The organism is Streptomyces sp. NPDC026589, assembly GCF_040638385.1.
GTDB lineage: Bacteria > Actinomycetota > Actinomycetes > Streptomycetales > Streptomycetaceae > Streptomyces.
Genome location: NZ_JBEZYG010000007.1, coordinates 17,040 through 33,107, shown reverse-complemented (window position 1 = coordinate 33,107; position 16,068 = coordinate 17,040). Strand labels below are relative to the sequence as shown.

Annotated in this window: 11 protein-coding genes; 6 read left to right on the top strand and 5 right to left on the bottom strand. The window is 69.1% G+C overall.

Annotated elements, in window-relative coordinates; translation table 11 throughout:
* Positions 1-106: 106 nt before the first annotated feature.
* From AB0F29_RS13830 to AB0F29_RS13820, 3 genes are all read right to left on the bottom strand, one after another.
* Entirely contained in the window at positions 107-229 is a 123-nt protein-coding gene (locus AB0F29_RS13830) for a hypothetical protein (protein ID WP_003965535.1), read from the bottom strand.
* A gap of 390 nt (positions 230-619) precedes the next feature.
* Positions 620-1,015: an NTP pyrophosphohydrolase gene (locus AB0F29_RS13825; RefSeq protein WP_361871223.1), complete on the bottom strand. Its 396-nt coding sequence runs from the start codon at positions 1,013-1,015 to the stop codon at positions 620-622.
* A gap of 39 nt (positions 1,016-1,054) precedes the next feature.
* A complete protein-coding gene (locus AB0F29_RS13820) occupies positions 1,055-2,155 on the bottom strand; it encodes an LCP family protein (RefSeq protein ID WP_361871221.1) in 1,101 nt (366 codons plus the stop codon).
* A 395-nt stretch (positions 2,156-2,550) separates the two neighbouring features.
* Here AB0F29_RS13820 and AB0F29_RS13815 point away from each other — a divergent pair, with 395 nt between their 5' ends.
* The 6 genes from AB0F29_RS13815 (at position 2,551) to AB0F29_RS13790 (ending at position 12,431) form a co-directional block, all read left to right on the top strand.
* Positions 2,551-3,588, top strand: a complete 1,038-nt coding sequence (locus tag AB0F29_RS13815; protein ID WP_361871219.1) for a hypothetical protein — start codon at positions 2,551-2,553, stop codon at positions 3,586-3,588.
* Positions 3,589-3,904: 316 nt separating this feature from the next.
* A complete protein-coding gene (locus tag AB0F29_RS13810; RefSeq protein WP_361871216.1) occupies positions 3,905-5,536 on the top strand; it encodes a stealth family protein in 1,632 nt (543 codons plus the stop codon).
* 15 nt (positions 5,537-5,551) lie between these two features.
* The gene (locus AB0F29_RS13805) at positions 5,552-7,159 is read left to right on the top strand and encodes a sugar phosphotransferase (protein ID WP_361871214.1); all 1,608 of its coding nucleotides are present in this window, start codon (positions 5,552-5,554) and stop codon (positions 7,157-7,159) included.
* A 92-nt stretch (positions 7,160-7,251) separates the two neighbouring features.
* Positions 7,252-8,919 (top strand): stealth family protein, encoded by a 1,668-nt coding sequence (locus tag AB0F29_RS13800; protein ID WP_361871212.1) that lies wholly within the window; start codon positions 7,252-7,254, stop codon positions 8,917-8,919.
* Positions 8,916-11,015, top strand: coding sequence for a glycosyltransferase family 4 protein (locus AB0F29_RS13795; RefSeq protein ID WP_361871210.1), 2,100 nt, complete (start codon positions 8,916-8,918; stop codon positions 11,013-11,015). Before AB0F29_RS13800 ends, AB0F29_RS13795 begins: the two co-directional genes overlap by 4 nt.
* A 21-nt stretch (positions 11,016-11,036) precedes the next feature.
* Positions 11,037-12,431: a GDSL-type esterase/lipase family protein gene (locus AB0F29_RS13790; protein WP_361871207.1), complete on the top strand. Its 1,395-nt coding sequence runs from the start codon at positions 11,037-11,039 to the stop codon at positions 12,429-12,431.
* A 61-nt stretch (positions 12,432-12,492) separates the two neighbouring features.
* Here the strand turns inward: AB0F29_RS13790 and AB0F29_RS13785 are convergent, their stop codons facing one another.
* Both AB0F29_RS13785 and AB0F29_RS13780 read right to left on the bottom strand, forming a co-directional pair.
* Positions 12,493-14,622 (bottom strand): 3-hydroxyacyl-CoA dehydrogenase NAD-binding domain-containing protein, encoded by a 2,130-nt coding sequence (locus AB0F29_RS13785; protein ID WP_361871204.1) that lies wholly within the window; start codon positions 14,620-14,622, stop codon positions 12,493-12,495.
* A complete protein-coding gene (locus AB0F29_RS13780; protein WP_361871202.1) occupies positions 14,619-15,845 on the bottom strand; it encodes an acetyl-CoA C-acyltransferase in 1,227 nt (408 codons plus the stop codon). Before AB0F29_RS13780 ends, AB0F29_RS13785 begins: the two co-directional genes overlap by 4 nt.
* Between the last annotated feature and the right edge of the window lie 223 nt (positions 15,846-16,068).

The window sequence follows — 16,068 nt, the reverse complement described above, 5'->3', positions numbered from 1 at the left end:
CGGCGGGCCTGACGCCGACGGGCCTGACGGCGGCCGGGCCTCCGTCGCTCGGAACGATCAGTCCGAGCGTCGGAGGCCCGCGCCGTGCACAGGACTCGACGGGCAGTTACTGCAGCATGTCGCTGTTGTTGGTGAGGCAGTTGCCCGCCTCGTCCTCGCCGTCCTCGCTGTGCGCGACGACCTCGAACTCCTCGGACTCGGTCGGCTCCTGGCTCTGGTTCTCAGGCATGTTCTTCTCCTCTGTCGACGGTGTCGGTTGCACCGGCTGAGAAGGAACGTACGGATGCGTGGTATGGAAACGCCTGATCGCCGACCCGACGGCGGTATACGGCCCATGGCACGGGGGCGGGCAGCATCGGAATCCGGTGCGGCGGGCCAGGGTGTCCCGCTCGGATCGTGCCGGGCTCGGCGCACGCCGGCGCACGGCCGGAAGGCCGCGAGGAGAGGTCGGGCGCGGTGGGTTCGGACGGGCCGCGCGGGGCGAGGGCGGCCGCGCCCCCGGGCCGGAGGCAGCGGCCTCAGAAGGTACGGACCGGGGGCCGGGTACGGGCAGGGGGAGCCGCCCCAGGAGGTACGGGCCGAGGCCGCGGCCTGAGGAGGCCCGGCGCCCGGGGGACCGCTACGCGTCCGGCGACGGCCGTACCGTACGGGGGCCCACGCAGCGTGCCCCGTACGCCTCGACCCGCTGCCGGAGCCCCCGGTCGGCGGTGACGACGACACAGTCCCGGCCCGGGGCGGCCCCGGCCGCCAGCTCGGCGATCAGGTCGTCGCCGCTGCCGGGGGCCGAGTCGACCCGCACCCCGGCCACGGAGGCGACGCCCCGGGCGGCCCCTTCCACGACGAGCACCAGCTCGACGGGGCCGGGCAGCCCCGGCAGCCCGGCCGCCGCGTACGGGACCAGCGAGTCACGCAGCCGGGTCGCCGCCCCGCGCCGGTCCCGCCACCACCCGTCGGGCACGGAACCGACCACGTTGGCGGCGTCCACGATCACCAGCACCGCATCGTCCTCGCTCATCCCGGCAGGGTGTCACGGGCGGCGCGGCACGGCGGGTCGTCAGCCCCCGGTGGCGGGGGACTTCTTCGCTTCCTCGGGGATCGTGGTGTCCTCGCGGATCGCCTTCCACAGCTGACCCGCCTGCGGCTCGGCCGCGACCACCCGGGCCTTGTCGATCTTGTCGTACGCCACCGGCAGCATGATCGTCTCCATCGAGGCCGGGTCGACGCCGTTCATCGAGCGGGCGAACTCCGCCAGCGAGGTGAGCGAGGCGAGCCCCGAGTCGGTGGTGAGCGACTTGGTGGCCGACTTGGCGATCTTGTACGAGTTCGCCGGACTGCCCAGCAGGTCCTGCGACTTGACCTCGCTCAGCAGGGCCATCATGAACTGCTGCTGGAGCCCGATGCGGCCGAGGTCGCTGCCGTCGCCGATGCCGTGCCGGGTCCGGACGTACGCCAGGGACTCGGTGCCGTTCAGCTTCTGCGGGCCCGCGGCGAGGCTCAGCCCGGAGGCCTTGTCCTCGATGTCCTGCGGTACGTCGACGGTGACCCCGCCGATGGCGTCGACCAGGTCCTTGAACCCGGCGAAGTTGATCTCCAGGTAGTGGTCGATGCGGACGCCGGACATCTTCTCCACCGTCTTCACCACACAGGCCGGGCCGACCTGTGCGTAGACGGAGTTGAACATCACGCGTTCCTTGGCGGACACCGTGGATCCGTTGTCCCCGACGCACTCGGGCCGGGTCACCAGGGTGTCGCGGGGGATGGAGACGGCGACGGCCTTCGACCGGCCCTCGGGTATGTGCACCACCATCGCGGTGTCGGAGCGCGCACCACTGACGCCCCCGCCGCCGCCCAGCTCCTTGTTCTCCGCCCCGGCACGCGAGTCCGAGCCCAGGACCAGCAGATTCTGCCCGCTGGTGGGCAGCTTCTCCGGGCGGTCCTCGCCGAGCGCCTTGTTGATGTCGACGCCCTTGATGTTCCCGTCGAGCTGGCTGTAGAGCCAGTACACGGTTCCGCCGCCGGCGAGCAGCAGGACGAGCAGGACACCGAGCGTGATCTTGAGTCCGCGGCGGCGCTTGCGATCTTTCTTGCGCTTTCGCCCGGAGGACTCGATCCGGCGGGAGGCGCGGGGGCCCGGGGGTGTGACGTCGTGGCTCATCCTGCGCGAGTCCCTTGTCTGTGGCCCGTGAGGGCTGAGGCGTGGAGTGGGGACTCGGGTGGGGCCGGTCCACCCAGTGGGGGTTGGCAGAGCAGTATAGACAAACTTTCGAATCGCGACTGAATCCGGCGACTCCGTCGCCCGGCGTCGTCGTTTCCGCAGAGGTGAACCCGGAGTATCGGTTCGATGTCTATCGAACGGAGATTCTATGATGGCAAGGCGTCGCATCCGTCGTGTGCTCCTCATCCGGAGGGGCGAACAGCGGCACGGGTGCGTGGCGGGGATTCAGGGAAGGACGACCTCACATCATGCGGGTCAAGTCAGGGCGTGCCGGGCGGGGGAGTGGACCGGGGCGGGTTGCCCAGGGGCACGGGCGAGAGACTCGGCCCTCCGTCGTGGCGGCCGTCAGCGGGCAGTGGCTGGTGCGCGGCAAGGACGGACGACTCGCCGCGTACGCCCGCCATTCCGGCGGGGTGCTCCGGTGGACAGAGACGCGACCGGGCGGGCCGGAGTGGTCCGGCCCGGATCTCTTCGAGATCCCGCACCTGACGCACCTTTCCGTCGCGCAGGGTGCCGATGGGTATGTGCACTTCCTCGGGAGGCGTTCCGTGCAGAAGGGGGACGGGCCGCCCGTCGTCGACGTGGTGCACGCCATTCAGTACCAGAGCGGTCGTGGACTCACGAGTTGGTACTCCCTCGGCAACCCTCGCAAGAATTCCGACCAGGCTTCAGGCCTGGGGGCGCCGGCCGGGGTGGTGGGTCCGACCGGTCTGGTGCACTTCTTCGTCCGTACGGGGGCCGGAGGCGTGATGCTGCGCCGTGACGACAAGGCCGGCAAGTGGGAGTCGTGGCACAACATGAACGCCCGCGGCGCCGAGGAGGGGATGGCCGTCACACTCGGCCCGTCCGGCACCGTCGATCTCCTCGTGGCGGGTCCTGGTGTCGCGATGCGCTGGCGGCAGACGTCTCCGAACGGCGGCTTCTCGCGAGAACAGGACATCCCCGTCCAGATGGCGCCGAGCAGTGTGGCAGCGCTGGTGACCGCTCCGGACCGGGTTACGTACTACTGGACCGACCCGGCCACCGGGGGAGTGGTGGCCCATCGTGTCGGAGGCTGGGTGATCCCCCTGGGCGGCACCCCCGCCGAAGGTCCGATCTCCGTTCTGAGGACGGTGCTCGACGGCTACGACTGCACGGTCCTGGCCCATCGTGACCTCGACGGTCACGTCATGCTCGCGGCCTGCGGCACCGAGGGCGAGGAGGGTGGCCTGTGGTGGTCGCCCGCCGGAGAGCGAACGGCCATGCCGCCCGCGCTGGCGACCGATCACGCGGGGCGGGTGGTGCTGGGATCGATCGGCGCCGACGGAGCCCTGTACATCGCGCGCCAGAACCCCGAACAGGGCCTCGCCATGGGGGCGGCCCGACGTGTCTGACTCCAGGGTCAAGGGGCTGGATCCGCCGGTGCCACGGGGCCTCGGACGCTCTGACGCCTATTTCAAAATTTCTAGAGGTTTGTCGCTTTTGAGTCGGACATTGACATAAGGCTTACGGGTGATGAAGATGTGATCGCTCTGTGAAACTTGAAGTTCTTTCCATTGTCATTAATGACTACTTGTGGCAGATGGAGCGCGCAGAGTGGCGGCCCACGGGGGGATCCGCTGGGAATTCTGCTGGTCACCGACCGCAGACAGATCAAGGAGTGGATGGCGTGCGGCGGCTTCTGTGCGACCCGAGCCCGGGGTGGCGGTTGTGACGATCACGCCCGAGCCGACGGTGCGGCACTTCGCGGACGCGATACCGAACCCTTCGCGGGGCCCCGTCGTGACGTTGCCCGAACGTCCTCAGCGGCAGGCCGAGCAGAGTGGTGGAACGGCCGACGACGTCTACGTCGAGCCGGGACTCACGCCCCTCGGCGCTCGTGAGGCCAACCGATCCGCCGTTGCCGACCTCCTCCGGTCCGTCGGGGTGTCCTTCTTCGCCGTACGCGGTACCTCGGACCACGGGACCGTCCTGGCCGTCGCAGAGGGAGACCGCGAGGCCGTCCTGGGCGTGCTCTTCCGGGGCATGGGCCAGTACCCGGGGCATCTGAGCGTGATCGACGCACAGGCGGTGGCGCCCGCCGGCCCTCTCTCCTCCCGGAACCCCAAGGCCTGGCGCGGGGTTCGCACGGCAGCCGCCGTGCAGGTCAGCTGGTACCGCACGGATGCGGGCAGGCATCTGGTGATGGGGCACGAGTACGGCTGCGCGGTGGAGTTCTGGAACTGGCGCGGCACGCATCTCGTCGCCCCCCGGGCCAACAGGGTCACCTGGGCGGTGTCGGGCGAGGGGAGGAACGTTCTCGGGGCCGCACGGTTGTTCAGCCGCTTCGTTTCGGACCACACCTCTCAGCACGAGGCGCCCTCGCTGCCCACCAGGCCCGAGTTCCTGGTCAGTTGTGCGGAGGACATCGCCTTTCCCGTGGACGCCGTCTACACGTGGGTGGACGGGAACGACCCGGCGTGGCAGGAGCGAAAGGCCGCCGCGAAGGGTGAGGTCTACCACGCCGAGTCCGCGAGCGACGCCCGTTTCATCAGCCGCGACGAGTTGCGTTACTCGGTGCGATCACTCCATATGTTCGCCCCGTGGATCCGTAACGTCTACATCGTCACCGACGACCAGGTTCCGGCGTGGCTGCGCGAGGACGTTCCCGGAGTCCGGGTGGTCAGCCACCGGGAGATCTTCCGCAACGCCTCGGATCTGCCGACCTTCAACTCGCACTCGATCGAGAGTCAGCTGCATCACATCGAGGGCCTTTCCGAGCACTTTCTCTATTTCAACGACGACATGTTCATCGGCCGCCCGGTGACACCCCACGCCTTCTTCACCCCGAGCGGAAAGGCGCGGTACTTCCCCTCGCGCAACCGCATCCCCCAGGGGCCGGTCGTCGACACCGACACTCCGGTCGACGCGGCCTGCAAGAACAACCGCATGCTGCTGAGGGAACGCTTCGGCCGGGTGATCACTCAGCCCATGGAGCACATCCCCTACGCACTGCGCCGCAGCGCGATGGATGAGGCGGAACGCGACTTCCCCCAGGCTTGGGCCCGTACGGCTGCCAGCCGCTTCCGGGCGATGACGGACCTGTCCACGACGTCGTCGTTCGGGCTCTACTACGCCGCGCTGACCGGCCGTGCGCAACCGGCGAGCATGCCGTTCACCTATCTCCAACTGGCGGTTCCCGATCTCGCGGACCGGCTGCAGCGGCTCCTCGACGGCCGGAGCCAGGACTCGTTCTGTCTGAACGACGCGTTCTCCACACCGGAGGACATCGAGGCCCAACAGGAGCTGCTCGACGGGTTCCTCAACGCCTATTTTCCTGTGCCCAGCCCCTACGAGCGATGAATCGGAGTTCCTGACATGGCCGATTCGAGTTCGGCGGCCCGGGTCTACAAGCGCATCGTTCCCCAGCCGGTGCGTGCCGTCGCCGGCAGCCGGGTGCCGCCCCGGGTCCGGCGCAAGGTCAAGGGCGGCCTCGTCCGTACCCTGAACCGCCGCGAGGCGCGTCTGCATCAACGCGCCCTGAGGATGGTCAGGAAGGGGGACTTCGCGAGCGCCTCCGAGCGGCGGACGCGTACGCCCGACGGCCGGGTCGGGCATGTGCACGAGGGACTGACCGTCGACCTGGCCCGCCGCCTCGACCACGACCTGGTGACCTCCGCCCTCGACGCCGCGGAGATCCCCTGGTTCGCGGTTCCCGCACTCGATGACCGGCGTATCTGCATCGCCGTGGAGCAGCAGGACAAAGGGCTGGTCCGCCGGGTTCTGCGTGCGCTGCTCGAAGAGCACACGGGATACATCGTGTCTGCCTCACCCGTCAACGATGAAACCCGCATGACCCCCGGGAGCCACCTCAAAGCCTGGAAGAACTACGGCAGGGCCAAAGCCATCCGGGTCGTCTGGTTGCGCACCGAGCCCACCGAGAACCTCTGGGTGGGCGAGGACCAGGGCATCGAGATCGAGTTCTGGACGGTCAACACCGATCTGCCGCACGAGCGGTTGATCGGCCCCCGCCCCAACCGGGTCCAGCGCGTTGTCTCCAGGGATGCCGCGGGCATCGAGATCAGCTTCGACCGCCTCTCGGGCTACAGCGACATCGACGGCGACCTGCCCCCTTCGATCACCCTCGAAGCATTCGACATCCCCCGGCTCGAAGAGATCACGTTCCCGGTGGACGCCGTGCTGCTGTGGGAGCACCAGAGCGTCTGGGGCGAAGAGCTGCTGAGGGCGACTCTGCGCTCCCTCCACCAATACGCCCCCTGGACCGACGTCATCCACGTGGTGGCGAACGCGCCCGCACCCGCGTGGCTCGAGGGCGCCGATGGCAGGGTCGCCGTGGTGCACAACCCCCCGGCCGACGGCCACTTCCACCTGCTCCCCGACGTCGCGGAGCACTTCCTGTTGTTCCGCCCCGGAGCGCTGCTCGGGCGCCCGACCCGCCCGTTCGACTACTTCATGCCCGACGGCACGACCCGACCGCGGCAGGCGAAGTGGACGGCCGAGGAATCGCTCGCGCCCTGGACCGCGCTCGGGTACTCCACGACCGGCCGCGCCGTGACGCAGTCCTTCGCGCCGGGACCGCAGCCGTACAGCTGCTCGGTTCTGGGCAGGCTCGCGAACAGCGGGGCGGTGGGAGCGGTGTCGCCGGACGGGCAGACGCATCCGAGGCTCCCCGAGTGCCATCCGGACGACGGTCTTGTCCACCACTTCGCGTACACCCACGGGCTCGCCGATCCGTCGGGCGAGACGACGGCCGTCGTGCACGCGGCCCTTCCCGGCATCGGCCTGCGGCTTCAGCGGTTGCTCGTACGCCGCGACCTGCAGCAGCTTCAGTTCTTCGGGCTCGGGAGCGACGAGGCTCTCAGGCAGGGCGGCAGCACAGCGGTCATCGACTTTCTGCGCCGCTACTTCCCCGTGGCGAGCCCGTTCGAGCACGGACATCCAGAGGACCCGGAAACGTACACGTGACCACAAGCAATCCGGAGGCATCTGCTGTCGTCGGGATATACCGCACCTTCGTTCCGCGCTCCCTGAGGCGGCGAGTCGCCCACCGCGTTCCCATGCGTCTGCGCAGCGGAGTCAAGGGGCTGTTGCGCCGTCTCCACATCCTTACCCTGGTCGCGCGTTTCGTCCGGGGCCGCCGGGCGCGAAGCCGCTGGCCCCACCTCTTCGGGGCCTCGGAGCGGCTGGCGGTCCTCTCGGGCCGGGGCGGCATGATCGCGCTCGTACGCTCCACCGCCTCCCCGCTGGGTCTGCGGGAAGCGAACCTCGAACTGATCGTCTCGCTCTTCGAGGGCGCCGGGATCGACTACTTCGCGGTCCGGGGCGCCTCCGACTTCAGGTCGGTCCTCGCGGTCGCGGAGACAGACCGGGAGCGCGTTGTCGCCGCTCTGGCGACCACACGCGGCACCGCGCCCGTCTACCTCTCGGCCTGTTCCGGGGAGCGGCTCGTGGGCAGATCGTCCCTCTGCGGCTCGTCGCGCGGCGCGCGCACCGGGCGGCAGGCCGCGGTGCTGCGTACCGGCATGGTCTGGGCGGACCCGGGCAACTCCCTGGTGCTCGGCCTCCGTTACGGCTGCGACATCGAGTTCTGGCGTCCCGAGGACGGCCGACTGGTGGCCCCCCGTCCCAACCGCATCACCGAGGACGTGGCGCTGGACGAGCCGCGGGTCAGCGTCCCGATCAGCCGGCTGACCGGGTTCGCAGCCCTGCACACCCGCCGTACCCGGTCGCTGCGCACGATCGAGGCGTGTGCCGACGCCCTGCCGGAGGACGTAAGGTTCCCCGTCGATGTCGTCTACACCTGGGTGGACGGGTCTTCCCCCGAGTGGCGGCAGCGGCGAGCACAGTTCACCGACGGTGGCTACCACGCCGAAGCGGCGAACGCGGCCCGGTACATCAGCCGCGACGAACTCCGTTACTCTCTACGCGCGTTGGAGCAGAACGCGCCATGGGTGCGGCACGTCTACCTGGTGACCGACCGGCAGACACCCGAGTGGCTCAGCCTGCGGAGCCCCCGGATCACGGTGGTCGACCACTCCGAGATATTTCACGACCCGGTCGCGCTGCCGACGTACAACTCGCATGCCATCGAGAGTCAACTGCACCACATAGACGGTCTGTCCGAGCACTTCCTGTATTTCAATGACGACATGTTCCTGGGGTGCCCGACCACGCCCAGCGACTTCTTCCTGTCGAACGGAATGACCCGCACCTTCTTCTCTCCCTCGCAGGTTCCCAGGCGGGACCTCAGCGATGGGGACCGGCCCGTCGACGCCGCCGGGAAGAACAACAGGAAGATCATCCTCGACAACTTCGGATCCGCCATCGTTCAGAAGCTCCGACATGCGCCCTACGCGCTGCGACGCAGTGTTCTCTACGAGATGGAGAAGGAACTCGCCGAGGCGTACCACATGACTTCGCACAGCAGGTTCCGCAGTGCGACGGACATCTCGATCCCTTCCTCGCTCTACCACTACTACGCGTACTTCACGGGACGTGCCGTGCCCTCCGACATCAGCTTCGCCTACCTCGACCTGGCGAAGCCCGAGATTTCCAGAAGGCTGGGCATCCTGCTGGCCCGGCGCGACCGCCAGGCCTTCTGCATCAACGACACGGTCTCCGACACGTTCGAAGTGAACAAGCAGACTCTCATGCTGAAATCTTTTCTCGACTCCTACTTTCCGGTCCCGAGCCCCTTCGAGCGAAAGGAACTCGAAGCGCGGTGAAGATCTCGTTCCTGATCAACAACATCTACGGCATCGGCGGTACCAACCGTACGGTGATCAATCTGGCCGAAGCGTTGGCGGCACGGCACGACATCGAGATCGTCTCGGTCTTCAGACGGACCACCGCGACGAAATTCGAGATCTCGCCGCGGATCACCGTGCGGGCCCTGGTGGACCTCCGTCCCGGTTCGGCGGATCTGAAGGCGAGCGGCAGCGACGAGCCGAGCGGCGTCGTTCCGCGCCAGGAGGAGTTCTACGCCCAGTACAGCAAGTTCACCGACACACGGATCATCCAGGACCTGAGCCGGACCACCGCGGACGTGGTGGTGGGTACCAGGCCCAGCCTCAATCTCTTCGTCGCACAGCACACCCGTGACTCGGCGCTGCGTGTCGCCCAGGAGCACATGACGCATCTGGCGATCCCCCCGGCGGTCCGGGCCGAAATGGCACGTGTCTATCCCCGGCTCGACGCCGTGACAACGGTCACCGAGGCCGACGCCCGCTCGTTCCTGGAGAACACCCCGGTGCCGGGCATCCCCGTCGTCGGCATTCCCAACAGCGTGCCCCGGCCCGCGGTGGAACCCTCGGACGGTGCGCACAAGGTCATCGTCAGCGCCGGCCGCATGCATCACGTCAAGCGCTACGACCTGCTGATCCGCGCCTTCGGCATGCTCGCCGACGAGTTCCCGGACTGGCAGTTGCGCATCTACGGCGACGGAGGTGAGGCCGGCAAGCTGCGATCCCTCGTCACGGAGCTGGGTCTCGCCGGCCGCGCGCTGCTCATGGGGGGATTCTCGCCGATCGAGTCCGAGTGGGCCAAAGGTTCGATCGCCGCCGTCACCTCCAGCGCCGAGTCCTTCGGCATGACGCTGGTGGAGGCCATGCGCTGCGGACTGCCCGTCGTGTCCACCGACTGCCCCGTCGGCCCACGCGAGATCCTCCGCCACGGGGAGGACGGCCTGCTCGTCCGTACCGAGGACGCGGAGGCCGTCGCCCACGGCCTGCGCGTGCTGATGTCCGACGACAGACTCCGCCGGGAGATGAGCGCGGCAGCCCTGCGCAACTCCACGCGCTACGACCCGGAGGCGGTCGCGGCCCGCTACGAGGAACTCTTCGAGGACGCCGTACGCCGACGGTCCTCCGTGGACCGGGGCTACCGGGCGCCGTCCGGTTCCAAGGCAGCCGCCGGCGGGCAGCCGATCGTGTCGCCGCCCGTCCCGCTCACCGCTACGCCGGTCGACGTCACGGCGGACGACGCGGGCTGGCTGAGGTTCTCCGCCAGCGGCCCGCAGGACGGCAAACACCGCTGGCAGTTCACGCTCCGGCACAATCCGTCCGACGGGAAGCGCCTGCCGGACATGCCGTTGCGCACCACCCGCAAGCCGCTCGCGAACGGCGGAACGCGCTACACGGCCGCCATCACCCCCTCGGCCCTGGACGCCCTCGGCGACGGCAGGTGGCGTGTCACCATGACCTCGGCCAAGTCGGCCAGTGTCCACATGAAGGCCGGCATCCGGGACACCCGGAAGCTGATCGGCGCACGCACGACCGTACTGACCGGCGCCGGGTCCGCGGTCGTGGGCTGGAACCTCCCCTACGCCCAGCCCAACGGAAAGCTGATGCTCCGTACGGTGCTGAGGCAGGACCACGTCGAGTCGACCTCCGTCGCCGTCGACGAGCACGGCATCACGGTGACCGGTGTCCTCTGCGGCGCCGGGCGGATTCAGCCCGGCGCCCTCTTCGTGGTCAGCCGCCGCGGCCCGCACTCGGCCAACTTCACCGTTCCCGTCCGGGTGCTCGGCGGCAATGCCTTCAGCGTCGACGTGCCGGTCCGCAAGGTCGTGGACCATCGGCTCGACCGCTGGGAGGACTGGGACTGGTGGCTCCAGCCCGAGCCCGACAACTGGCGCAAGATCCGTGTCTGCCACCTCCTGGAGGACTTCCCGGACGTCAAGAGCGCCTTCGTGTACCCCGCCGTACCCGTCGTGGGGGACGAGACGTCAGAATTTGTCCGTTTCCACCCGGCCAAGCCTGTCCGTGTGCGTCCGTACTGCTCCGCATCAGGAGCCATGGCCATGAACGTGGTCGACCGCTAGAAATCCTTGAATGGGGATGAAATGAACCGCACGATATTTGTCCTCGGGGATTCCGTTCCGGCGCCGCGCACGGAGGAGGAAGCCCCCATGGCCGGCTGGGGGCAGAAGATACAGGAGCTGCTCGTCGGCCCGACCGATGTCGCGAACTACGCGCGCAGCGCGATGACCACGCGCAAGTACTACACCGAACGCTTCGCGGGACTGCTCAACCGGATGCGTCCCGGGGACATCGTCCTGATCGGGTTCGGTGGTGTGGACCACATGATCCACAACGGCATGCGGTACGTGCCCATTCCCGAATACCAGGAACTCCTCGGGCTCTTCAGCGATTACATCCGAAGCGAGGGAGGGGTGCCGGTCATGGTCACCCCCACAGCGCGCTACGCCTTCTCCGCGACGGGCGAGGTGAAGAACACCCGCGGAGAGTATCCCCGGGCCATGGCGGAGGTGGCCGCCGACCGAGGCGTACCGCTGATCGACCTCACCGGTATCACGATGAGTCTGTGGGCCAGGATCGGACCGACCCGGCTGCGCCAGTACTTCTGCTGGGTCGACGCCGGCGAACACCCCCTGCACCCGGACGGAAACATCGACTCCAGCCATCTGAACCACCCGGGCGCCTACGAGGTGGCTCGTCTCGTCGTCGCCGGTCTGGTCGAACGGAACGTGCTCAGCCGGGCCGACGTGGACATCGCGGCGCTCATGGAGCCCGAAGGGCTGCCGGCGGTCTCCCAGGAGTTCACGGTCCAGTCGCCCGAATCGGCTCTGAACTACGGAACGCGTACAGGAGGCGCGCCGACCTTCGCCCGGCCTGTCGCCGGCGCCACCGTGGGCCCCATGACCAAGTTCGCGGGAACCGCCGCGCCGGGAACGGACTACCTGCTGTTCTTCGAACACGGCCAGTACATCGGGGGTACGGGTGTGGGCGCGGCCGGCCAGTGGATCTGGCGTCGAGCCGTCGAGTGGGCCCCGGGCGAGCACGCCGTCCAGTGTGTCGCTCTCCGGGCGGATGGGTGTTCCCCCACGGTCGAGCAGCACTTCCGGGTGCTCGCCGGTGTCGAGCCCACCGTCATCACCGCGCCGAAGGAGAACAAGTTCTCGGGACCGAAGGTTCGTTTCGCCGGACGCACGCAACCAGGCGCGACCAAGGTCGTGCTGATGGAGGCAGGCCGGCTGATCGGCGCGACCGCCGTGGACGAGAAGGGCGAGTGGCACTACACGCACGCACACCGCTGGCGGGCGGGACACCACGCCGTCGAGGTCATCGCGCTCTTCGGCGCGCAGGAGTCCGCCCCCGCCGCCGTGACCTTCAAGGTCGTCGGGATACCGGAGAACAGCACCATCCGCACAGCGGGCAGTTCCCGCGAGGAGTGCGGCGAGGTGTGTAACCACAGGCCGTTCAGCGGGACCTGGTAACGACGGGAACGGGCCGTACGGGAGATCATCCCGTACGGCCCGTCCGTAGTGCAGTCGAGCGTTACGCCGGCACGCTCGCCACGCCCCGCGCCAGGAACGGCTTGCCGTTCACCCGCTGGGAGACGCCCTCACGGTCCAGGTACGGCGTGATGCCGCCCAGGTGGAAGGGCCAGCCCGCGCCGGTGATCAGGCACAGGTCGATGTCCTGGGCCTCGGCGACGACGCCCTCGTCCAGCATCAGGCCGATCTCCTGCGCCACCGCGTCGAGCACACGGTCGCGGGTCTGCTCCTCCGTGAGGACGGTGTCGCCCTGCTTGAGGAGCGCGGCGACCTCGGGGTCGAGGACCGGAGCGCCGGAATCGTAGACGTAGAAGCCGCGCTTGCCGGCCTTCACGACCGCCGCGAGGTTCTGCGAGACCGTGAAGCGCTCCGGGAAGGCGCGGTTCAGGGTCTCGGAGACGTGCAGACCGATGGCCGGGCCGACCAGCTCCAGGAGCACCAGGGGGGACATCGGCAGGCCGAGCGGCTCGACGGCCCTCTCCGCGACCTCGACCGGGGTGCCCTCGTCGATGACGTTCTGGATCTCGCCCATGAAGCGGGTGAGGATGCGGTTGACGACGAACGCCGGGGCGTCCTTCACCAGGACCGCGGTCTTCTTCAGCTTGCGGGCCACACCGAAGGCCGTCGCCAGCGAGGCGTCGTCCGTCCGCTCGCCGCGCACGATCTCCAGCAGCGGGAGGATCGCGACCGGGTTGAAGAAGTGGAAGCCGACGACCCGCTCCGGGTTCTTCAGCTTCGACGCCATCTCGGTCACCGACAGCGAGGAGGTGTTGGTGGCGAGGATCGCGTGCGCCGGGGCGACCGCCTCGACCTCCGCGAACACCTGCTGCTTGACGCCGATCTCCTCGAAGACGGCCTCGATGATGAAGTCCGCGTCCGCGAAGCCCTCGGCCTTGTCGAGGACACCCGAGACCAGGCCCTTGAGGCGGTTGGCCTTGTCCTGGTTGACGCGGCCCTTGCCGAGCAGCTTCTCGATCTCGGCGTGGACATAGCCCACACCCTTGTCGACGCGCTCCTGGTCGATGTCGGTGAGGACGACCGGGACCTCCAGGCGGCGCAGGAACAGCAGCGCCAGCTGCGAGGCCATCAGACCAGCGCCCACGACGCCGACCTTGGTGACCGGGCGGGCCAGGCTCTTGTCCGGGGCGCCGGCCGGGCGCTTGGCGCGCTTCTGGACCAGGTTGAAGGCGTAGATGCCGCTGCGCAGCTCGCCGCCCATGATCAGGTCCGCCAGCGCCTGGTCCTCGGCGTCGAAGCCGGCGGACAGGTCGCCGTCCTTCGCCGCCGCGATGATGTCCAGCGCGCGGTACGCCGCCGGGGCCGCACCGTGCACCTTGGAGTCGGCGATGGCCCGGCCGCGCGCGACGGCCTGGTCCCAGGCCTCGCCGCGGTCGACCTCGGCACGCTCGACCTCGACCGTGCCCTTGAGCACGTTCGCGGTCCAGACCAGCGACTGCTCCAGGAAGTCCGCACCCTCGAACAGCGCGTCCGCGATGCCGAGTTCGAAGACCTGCTTGCCCTTGAGCTGACGGTTCTGGTTGAGCGAGTTCTCGATGATCACCGAGACCGCGCGGTCCGCGCCGATCAGGTTCGGCAGGAGCGCGCAGCCGCCCCAGCCCGGGACCAGGCCGAGGAAGACCTCGGGCAGCGAAAACGCCGGGAGCGCCTTGGAGACGGTGCGGTAGGTGCAGTGCAGACCGACCTCCACACCGCCGCCCATGGCCGCGCCGTTGTAGTACGCGAAGGTCGGGACCGCGAGGCCGGCCAGGCGGCGGAAGACGTCGTGGCCGCCCTTGCCGATGGCCAGCGCGTCCTCGTGGCGGCCGAGCAGCTCGACGCCCTTGAGGTCGGCGCCGACGGCGAAGATGAACGGCTTGCCGGTGATGCCGACGCCCGTGATGGTGCCCTCGGACGCCTCCTTCTCGACCTGGTCGATCGCGGCGTTCAGGTTCGCCAGCGACTGCGGTCCGAAGGTGGTCGGCTTGGTGTGGTCCAGGCCGTTGTCCAGCGTGATGAGGGCGAAGTTGCCCGCGCCGGCCGGCAGGTCCAGGTGACGTACGTGCGCCTGGGTGACGACCTCGCCGGGGAACAGCTCGGCCGCACCCTTCAGAAGCTCAGCGGTGGAGCTCACTTGTTGCCTCCGTCGGCGTTGAAGTGCGGGTTCTCCCAGACGACCGTGGCGCCCATGCCGAAGCCGACGCACATGGTCGTCAGGCCGTAGCGGACCTCGGGCTGCTCCTCGAACTGCCGGGCCAGCTGCGTCATGAGCCGGACACCGGAGGAGGCCAGCGGGTGGCCGTAGGCGATCGCGCCGCCGTACTGGTTGACGCGGGCGTCGTCGTCGGCGATGCCGTAGTGCTCCAGGAAGGCGAGCACCTGCACGGCGAACGCCTCGTTGATCTCGAAGAGACCGATGTCCCCGATGGAGAGACCGGCCTGGGCGAGCGCCTTCTCGGTCGCCGGGATCGGGCCGTAGCCCATGACCTCCGGCTCGACGCCCGCGAAGGCGTAGGAGACGAGGCGCATCCTGACCGGGAGGCCCATCTCGCGGGCGACGTCCTCGGCGGCGAGCAGGGAGGCGGTGGCGCCGTCGTTGAGACCCGCGGCGTTACCGGCCGTCACGCGGCCGTGGGCGCGGAACGGGGTCTTCAGACCGGCCAGCGACTCCATGGTGGTGCCCGGGCGCATCGGCTCGTCGGCGGTGACCAGGCCCCAGCCCGTCTCACCGACATCGGCGTTCGTGCGGCGCACCGAGACCGGCACCAGGTCCTGCTGGATCTTGCCGTTGGCGTACGCCTTGGCGGCCTTCTCCTGCGAACGCACCGCGTACGCGTCGGCACGGTCCTTGGTGATCGTAGGGTAGCGGTCGTGCAGGTTCTCCGCCGTCATGCCCATGAACAGGGCGGACTCGTCGACCAGCTTCTCGGAGACGAAGCGCGGGTTCGGGTCGACGCCCTCGCCCATCGGGTGGCGGCCCATGTGCTCCACGCCGCCGGCCACGACGACGTCGTACGCGCCGAAGGCGATGGAACCGGCCGTCGAGGTGACAGCGGTCAGCGCGCCCGCGCACATGCGGTCGATCGAGTAGCCCGGGACGGACTGCGGCAGACCGGCCAGGATTCCGGCGGTGCGGCCCAGCGTGAGGCCCTGGTCCCCGATCTGCGTGGTCGCGGCGATGGCGACCTCGTCGATCTTCTTGGGGTCCAGGTCCGGGTTGCGACGCAGCAGCTCCCGGATGGCCTTCACGACGAGGTCGTCGGCGCGGGTCTCGTGGTAGATGCCCTTGGGGCCCGCTTTGCCGAACGGGGTGCGGACGCCGTCGACGAAGACGACGTCCCGGATGGTACGAGGCACGGTGGCTCTCCTCCAGGGTGCGGGATGGCACTGCTGCGGGGCACGCCGCGGGGGCGCGCCGCCTGCCCTCATGCTACTTGCGGGTAACCAGACTGCCCACCCCTCACGGCCGGAGCGTCGAAGGTCACACCGCCCCGGCGCCCCGATAATCGCCGTCCCGGCGCCCGGTACGGGCCGCCCCAGCAGCCGCGCGGCGGGAGAAAGGGCCCTGAACCTGGCGCGA